The organism is Rhodococcus sp. EPR-134 (assembly GCF_001647205.1).
In the GTDB taxonomy this organism is placed as follows: domain Bacteria; phylum Actinomycetota; class Actinomycetes; order Mycobacteriales; family Mycobacteriaceae; genus Rhodococcus_F; species Rhodococcus_F qingshengii.
Map to the genome: position 1 here is coordinate 1 of NZ_LVCT01000624.1, position 6,516 is coordinate 6,516.

Annotated in this window: 7 protein-coding genes and 1 pseudogene; all 8 read right to left on the reverse strand. The window is 65.3% G+C overall.

Translation table 11 applies throughout. The features are described from left to right. Positions 1-393, reverse strand: a 393-nt coding sequence (locus A2J01_RS27450) for a hypothetical protein (protein WP_064113997.1), incomplete at its 3' end; no start/stop codon positions are given. 15 nt (positions 394-408) lie between these two features. Beyond that, positions 409-564, reverse strand: coding sequence for a hypothetical protein (locus tag A2J01_RS36635; protein WP_003941930.1), 156 nt, complete (start codon positions 562-564; stop codon positions 409-411). A 57-nt stretch (positions 565-621) separates the two neighbouring features. Next, positions 622-1,284 (reverse strand): hypothetical protein, encoded by a 663-nt coding sequence (locus A2J01_RS27455; protein WP_003942024.1) that lies wholly within the window; start codon positions 1,282-1,284, stop codon positions 622-624. A gap of 49 nt (positions 1,285-1,333) precedes the next feature. Further along, positions 1,334-2,308, reverse strand: a complete 975-nt coding sequence (hemB, locus tag A2J01_RS27460) for a porphobilinogen synthase (RefSeq protein WP_064113995.1) — start codon at positions 2,306-2,308, stop codon at positions 1,334-1,336. Between the two features lie 75 nt (positions 2,309-2,383). Further along, positions 2,384-3,946 carry a uroporphyrinogen-III synthase gene (locus tag A2J01_RS27465; RefSeq protein WP_003941969.1) on the reverse strand — a complete coding sequence of 521 codons (1,563 nt, stop codon included), beginning with the start codon at positions 3,944-3,946 and terminating at the stop codon, positions 2,384-2,386. Positions 3,947-4,006: 60 nt separating this feature from the next. After that, positions 4,007-4,981 (reverse strand): hydroxymethylbilane synthase, encoded by a 975-nt coding sequence (gene hemC, locus A2J01_RS27470; protein WP_064113996.1) that lies wholly within the window; start codon positions 4,979-4,981, stop codon positions 4,007-4,009. After that, a complete protein-coding gene (locus A2J01_RS27475; protein WP_003941867.1) occupies positions 4,978-6,339 on the reverse strand; it encodes a glutamyl-tRNA reductase in 1,362 nt (453 codons plus the stop codon). Before A2J01_RS27475 ends, hemC begins: the two co-directional genes overlap by 4 nt. Beyond that, positions 6,336-6,516: pseudogene (locus A2J01_RS37385) on the reverse strand (redox-sensing transcriptional repressor Rex); the annotation flags it as partial. The pseudogene A2J01_RS37385 and the gene A2J01_RS27475, both read right to left, overlap by 4 nt.

Consider the following 6,516-nt stretch of genomic DNA (forward strand, 5'->3'; position numbering starts at 1 on the left):
GACGCAGGCACAGATCAGCATGACGGGAACAACCAGCGCGAGCACGGTACTGATCCCGGCCACGACCAGCGCGATCTGCAGCACCGCGAACACTCCGGACACGATGACCAGGATCCGTCGGCACAACGCCCGTCCGGCGCGAGTGGGACCGGCGAGGCCGCCGATCGCGAGGCCGGTCAACAGCAGAACCAGCCCTGACACCCGCACGAAGGTGACGTAGATGTCGATGTTTCCGGCCGAAACGCCTTGATCGGTGAACTGCTCACGCAACGAATACGAAGCGCTGGTGACATTGATCAGGCCGAAGAGTATAAGCAGGAACGCGCTGGCGATCCACAGCCAGAATGCTGCCTCGACAGCCGTCGGGCGCCTGACCTTCGTAGAGATACTCACGGGTTCAAGTGTGCGCTATCCGCTGACGATGCCCGGAATCATGAGCATCAGGAGTGTCACCAGAACAGAGGCTCCGAGGATCGCGAACAAGATCACTTCGGTGCGTGAACCACGTTGGCGCAGTGGCGCGTCGTGGGTGCTTTCCGTACGCAGGGCTTCCTGAGAACTCATCGCGTCCGACCTCTCCCCTACTACTTCAGTGACCCGTTTCACAGTACCCCGAGCTACCTACCGGTTCCCCGCCGGGGGGAAACGAAGAAAGTACGGATTGGACTCTTTTCGGTGCATCATCACGATCGCCCCGACAGCAGCAACTGCCTGCAGGATTTCCGCTCCGCCGAACAGCAGAGTGGCCGCGCCGCCGTCGCCGCCGAGCCCGAAGATCACCGGGATCGCGGAGACCAGCATGAAGACGCCACAGAACGTCAGCAACATTCGAGCCCAGTTCTTGCCGCGACTCATCGCGCGCACGAACAGAAGGAACACCGCGGTGACGATCACGACCAAAACCGCAGAGAACACGATGACCAGTGGGAACATGCCCTCCACGTCGGAACGCGTCAGACCGGCGTCGACAGCTGCCTGATTTCTGAGCATCTCGTCGACGAACATCGACTTCTGCCCGAGCAGCATCCAGATCATCGCGCCGCCCTGGACCAACCCCAGCGCCGTCACAGCCCACCACAACTGAATCGCAGTCACGACGTCCGTCGGCGGCTCGGGTTTCGGCGCAGGTCCCGGGTATCCGTTGTAACCGGGGCCGTATCCCGGGATCTGACCCGTCGGCATCGGTCCGAGTTCGCGGTACGGCTGATTCTCGAACGGCTGGTTCTCGTAGGGAGGTTCCCGGCGGGGCGGTTCCTGGCGCGACGGCGGCCACTGCTCGGTCATGACACCAGCGTATCGGTCGATACCGGCGCAGCCACCATGCGTGACTCCGTCACAGCCATCCGGCAACTTCCGACGCCCAGTACGTGAGGACCACGTCGGCACCGGCGCGGCGAATGCTGATGAGCGATTCGAGAATCGCCGCGTCCCGATCGATCCACCCGTTCTGCGCGGCCGCGGTGATCATCGAGTACTCCCCCGAGATCTGGTACGCAGCGACCGGAACCGGGGACCGGTCGGCGGTCTCACGCAGAATGTCCAGGTAGGACATTGCAGGCTTGACCATCACCATGTCGGCGCCCTCGACGACGTCGAGGTCTACCTCGCGCATCGACTCGCGGCGATTGGCGCCGTCCTGCTGATACGTACGACGGTCGCCTTGCAGTGAGGATCCGACGGCTTCACGGAACGGCCCGTAGAACGCTGACGCATATTTCGCGGCATAGGCGAGCTGACCGACATCGACATACCCCGAAGCATCGAGTGCACCGCGGATCGCAGCCACCTGACCGTCCATCATGCCGCTGGGACCGAGCAGGTGCGCACCCGATTCAGCTTGTGCGAGAGCCATTTCGACGTATCGGATCAAGGTCGCGTCGTTGTCGACAGCGCCGCCGGCAGTCAACACGCCGCAGTGGCCGTGATCGGTGAACTCGTCGAGGCAGGTATCGGCCATGATGACCGTCGAATCGCCGAGTTCGTCTGCCAGAGCGCGCAATCCGACGTTGAGGATTCCGTCGGGATCGGAGGCACCGGACCCCTGGGGATCCTTGTCCTCCGCCTTCGGGACACCGAACAGCATCAGGCCACCGACGCCGGCTTCCACTGCTTCCACCGCTGCGGACCGCAGCGAATCGAGAGTGTGCTGGAAAACGCCTGGCATGGAACTGATCTCACGCGGTGCATCGATGCCGTCGGCGACGAACATCGGCAAAACGAGGTGCCGGGGTTCGAGCGAGGTCTCTGCCACGAGTCGCCGGAGCGCAGGAGTGCGCCGGAGCCGGCGAGGGCGATGAGTGGGAAACACGAGAAGTAGCCCTCCTTCGTCGGAACCTGTGAGTGGTTGAGGAGTCCACAGACTCCTCAACCACTCACGGGTGCGCTAGCGCCTTCGAGACTTCTTGCGCGGGGGCGGCAAAGCACCTTCGGCGCGCAGACGAGCAGCATGCTCGGCGAGAGCCTCCACCAGCGGTCCCACCTGCGAGGTCTCGGGCTGCACGTCGACGCGCAGACCGAACTCGATAGCGGTTTCGGCCGTCTTCGGGCCGATGCACGCGACCAACGTGCGGGCGTGCGGCTTGCCGGCGATGCCGACGAGGTTGCGCACGGTCGAGGACGAGGTGAAGCAGACGGCGTCGAATCCACCGGTCTTGATCATCTCGCGGGTCTCGGCCGGCGGCGGCGCTGCCCGGACGGTGCGGTAGGCGGTGACGTCGTCGATCTCCCAACCGCGTTCGCGCAGGCCCTCTGCGAGGGTTTCGGTCGCAATGTCCGCCCGCGGCAACAGAACCCGGTTGACCGGATCGAAAACGTCGTCGTACGGGGCGAATTCGGCCAACAGGCCTTCGCTGGACTGCTCACCGGTCGGGATCAGCTCGGGGTTGATGCCGAACGAGCGCACCTTGGCTGCGGTTGCTTCACCGATGCAGGCGATCTTCACTCCGGAGAAGGCGCGAGCGTCGAGGCCGAACTCTTCGAACTTCTCCCATACTGCGCGAACAGCATTGGTGGAAGTGAAGACGACCCACTGGTAGCGACCGTCGACGAGTCCCTTGACCGAACGCTCCATCTGAGCCGGGCTGCGAGGCGGCTCGACGGCGATGGTCGGAACCTCGATCGGGATCGCTCCGTGAGTGACCAGACGGTCGCTCATCTCGCCGGCCTGATCCTTGGTGCGCGGCACGAGGACGGTCCAGCCGTACAGAGCGCGCGATTCCCACCACGACATCTTGTTGCGCTGCGCGACAACCTTGCCGACGGTGACGATGAGCGAGCCCACCAGTTCGGATCCGGCTTCGTTGAGCGTCGCGAGAGTTGCCTCGACGGTTCGCTGCTGACGAGTGGTACCGCGGACGGTGATCGCAGCAGGCGTCTGCGGGGCCAAGCCGTTCTCGACCAGCGCGCTGGCGGTCTCGGCGAGATGTCCGGACGTCGCGTGCAGGACAAGCGGTCCCGGTGCAGCGGCCAGAGCAGCCCAGTCGACTTCACCGCGAACGTCGGCCTCGGTGTGACCCGAGCCGAGCGCCATGCCGGCGTAGCTCGGCACAGCCGAACCCGAAGGCAGACCCGGGAGAACCTCGAACTGAACCTGCGTGCGGGCGACTGCGGTGACCTCTGCGATCACGGAATCCGTGGTCAGCGGGTCGCCGGAGACCAGACGCACGACGTCGTGACCGTTCTTGGCCTCGTGCACCAATGTCTTTGCAACCTCGGCAGGCTCGCCGAGTGCCGGACGCACGTCCGCGATCAGCTCGCCGGTCTCCTCGTCGCGGCCCATGTCGATGCCGACGAGTGCGACGACGCCCTTGTCGACATCCGGATCGGTGAATGCCATTGCGGCGCCGGTGAGGACGTCACGTGCGCGAACGGTGAGCAGGGCGGGGTCGCCCGGTCCCGATCCCACGAACAGGATCCGTCCGGGAGTGTTCTTTCGGACTCGGGTCATCGGTGATTCTCCAGTGCGCTGTATCGAAATGGGAACTTGGTGCAAGTGCAAAGTGCGGCGTCAAACATCGGCTGCCTCGCCTGTAGTCACGTTCATCAACTCGCGGGCGCCGAGTTCGAGTAACTCGCGCGCTACCGCTCGGCCGAGTTCCTCGGCCTTGTCCGGCGCACCCACGGCGCCGGTACGGATGACGTCCGAACCGTCGATCGCGGCTGCGCAGCCGCGTACCGACAGTTCGTCGAAGATTCTGCCGTCGTCGTCGAGGGATTCGACGATCTCCGCGATCGCTCCCACCGGAGCGGTGCAGCCGGCTTCCAACTCGGCGAGCAGGGCGCGCTCGGCAGTAACTGCCGCCCGGGTACCCGCGTCGTCGTGCTCGGCGAGGATCGCCGCCAATTCCGCATTGGCAGAAAGGCATTCGACGGCCAGGGCACCCTGCGCCGGAGCGGGGAGCATCTGCACGGGCTCGATATTCTCGGTGATGAGATCGAGCAGCCCGATACGGGACAGGCCGGCGCGAGCGAGGATCACGGCGTCGAGTTCACCGGATTCGACCTTGCCGAGACGGCGCTGCAGGTTGCCCCGCAACGGCACGATGTCGAGGCCGAGACCGAGTGCCTTCAGCTGCGAAACACGGCGCGGCGCGGAGGTTCCCACCTTGGAACCGGCCGGAAGCTCCCCGAGGACCAGACCGTCACGGGCGACGAGCGCGTCACGCGGATCTTCGCGTGGCGGAATCGCCGCGATGACGAAACGCGGGTCCTGCGCGGTCGGTAAGTCCTTGTAGGAATGCACCGCAACGTCGACGCGGTTGTCCAGCAAGGCTTCTCGAAGCTCTGCCGTGAACACTCCGACGCCGATCTGCTGGACGGGATCGGTGGACTGGTCGCCCTTGGTCTTGATGATGACCAACTCGGCGGGATGTCCGGCCGCAATGAGGGCATCGCGCACGGTACCGGCCTGCGTGGTCGCGAGAAGACTTCCGCGAGTGCCGATCCGCAGCGGGCTCCCCGATCGAGGGGTGGTGACGCTCATGCCTGCAGGTCCCTTCCAGTGCGGTCGCCGTCCACCAGATCGGTGGGTGTGGCCACGGCCGCGGGAGATCCGGGGCTGAGTTCGAAGAGTTCGCGCAGCGCTGCTGCGTAGGAGTCGCCGCCGGGGGCCGACGCCAGTTGCTTGACGCGCACGGTCGGGGCGTGGAGAAGCTTGTCCACGACGCGGCGCACGGTGCGCGCAACCTCGTCGCGCTGCGGATCGTCCAGGCCGGGCAGACGCGAATCGAGTCGCATCAGTTCGGCTTCGACGACGTCGGCGGCGCGCTGACGCAAAGCCGTCACGGTCGGAGTGACCTCGGCGAGACGCTGTCCCGCGAGGTACGTCGCAAGCTCACCGGCAACGATGGTGCGTGCGGCATCTGCGTCGGAAGCGGCGGCGCCTGCCGCTGGATCACGCTGCAGCGTCTCCATGTCGAGAACGGTCACACCCGGCAGGCCGGCGACGGCGGGATCGATGTCGCGCGGCAGCCCGAGGTCGCAGATGACGAGGTGCTTGGTGTTGTCGCGATCGGGCTCGGCGAGTGCGCGGTGCACATCCGCCAGGGTGACCACTGCCCCGACCGCGCCGGTACAGGTCACCATGACATCTGCCTGCGCCATCGCGGCCGAAAGCTGATCGAAGGCAACACCGTCGGCGTCGACGCCGTTGGAGCGTGCCGTCTCTGCCAGGTGCTCGGCGCGTTCCTGTGTCCGGTTGACGACGACGATGCGTGCGATTCCGGCGCGGGTGAGATGCGCAACCGACAGACCGCCCATCGAGCCTGCACCGACAACCACGGCAGTGCGGCCGACCAGGCCGCCCTCACCGATGATGCCCGCTGCACGATCGAGAGCCACGGACACGACTGATGCTCCGGCGGAGTCGATTCCGGTTTCGGAATGCACTCGCTTGCCGACGCGCAGTGCCTGCTGAGCCAGTTCGTGGACGACGCGTCCGGCGGCCTGCTGCGCATCCGAAGATGCGTAGGCCGAACGGATCTGGCCGAGGATCTGCTGTTCGCCGATCACCATGGAATCGAGGCCGCTGGCCACCGCGAAGAGGTGCTCGACGGCTGCTTCGCTGTAGCGGACGTACGCGTGAGCGTGCAGCGCTGTCAGGTCGAGACCCGAATGGTCGGCCAGGATTTCACCGACCTCGGTGAGTGCACCGTGGAACGCGTCCACCACCGCGTAGACCTCCACCCGGTTACAGGTGGAGACGATCATCGCTTCGGAGATGTGCGAAGACGCCAGAAGCTTGTCGATCAGCTTCGGACGATCGGTGTCGGTGACAGCTACTCGCTCGAGCACCGGGACGGGCGCGGTTCGATGCGAGACCCCGACAAGCAGAACACTCACGGCGCGATCACTGATCCGTTTCTTGTCGAACCTGCTCCGACCGGAGCGGGTGAACTGGTGGATGGGACTGACGAAGCGGATGCGGCGTGAGCCACTCGTACTCGCGGCGCGCTGGATGCCTGATCGGCATTGCGCGCACTGTTGAAGGAGAGAACCTGCATCTCGACGGCTAGATCT

Bases quoted from the DNA above. Each gene is read 5' to 3' on its own strand.
- hemC (WP_064113996.1), bottom strand. From the start codon at position 4,981: ATGAGCGTCACCACCCCTCGATCGGGGAGCCCGCTGCGGATCGGCACT.
- A2J01_RS27465 (WP_003941969.1), bottom strand. From the start codon at position 3,946: ATGACCCGAGTCCGAAAGAACACTCCCGGACGGATCCTGTTCGTGGGA.
- A2J01_RS36635 (WP_003941930.1), bottom strand. From the start codon at position 564: ATGAGTTCTCAGGAAGCCCTGCGTACGGAAAGCACCCACGACGCGCCA.
- A2J01_RS27455 (WP_003942024.1), bottom strand. From the start codon at position 1,284: ATGACCGAGCAGTGGCCGCCGTCGCGCCAGGAACCGCCCCGCCGGGAA.